This is a genomic window from Chryseobacterium sp. DT-167 (assembly GCF_058310155.1).
The window spans coordinates 1-714 of record NZ_JBZEEQ010000058.1 but is presented as its reverse complement, the minus strand read 5'-3'; the positions used below and the strand labels follow the sequence as shown (position 1 = coordinate 714).

At 58.4% G+C, this 714-nt stretch carries 1 protein-coding gene; it reads left to right on the top strand.

Annotated elements, in window-relative coordinates:
• Window positions 1–44 precede the first annotated feature (44 nt).
• A partial coding sequence (locus AC4FQ5_RS19725; protein WP_491146263.1) for a hypothetical protein occupies window positions 45–714 on the top strand: 670 nt, incomplete at its 3' end.

Below are 714 nucleotides of genomic sequence, written 5' to 3'. Positions count from 1 at the left end.
GAGCTGGCGTGCGATTGCCGAAACTCAGAGACACTGCGTGGCCCATGCGAGACGAATTGGTACTGACAGGTGCCTATGTCGTGGACCGTGAGAACCTACTCACGGCTCTGGGTGCCGACGACGACAAGGCGCTGAGCCTTGATCTCATCGCGGCTCAAAGCAAGGACGTCTACCGAAGGGTGCGGGAGGACCTCAAGGCGTATGTCGCGTCACTGAAGGATGAAACGCCGACTATCTCGGATCCCGCGACGTTCCCGACGATCGTTGATGACGTCATCGAGGCCGACGACTCTGCGCTGGACTCCATAGTGGCTCATGCGCATGTAGACGGCTCACTCGACGACGTCACCGCCGTACCCAGTCCTTATTGGCCGACGTTCGCCAAATATGAACGCTTCCCGGTGAGCTTCGAGAACGTGTCCTCGTACATTGAGGAGCATGGCATCGATGAGCATCTCGCGAAGATGGTTACGACAGCGTCGACAATCGTGCCTTCGGCCGACGCCGAGGAATCAGCCAAGCTCGAAGTTGCCGTGCAGATCCTGAACGCGGGAGCGCTCATCCCCGACGCCAATCTACGAGCAACGTTGGTTGAGAGCTTGAAGCTCGAGGAGTACATAGCTCCATCGTCCGTTCCTGTGGAGCAAGGTGAGCTGGTCGGATGGTTGATCGATCACAAGGTGGTCGAAGACGCAGCATCTGCGTTTACGGCCC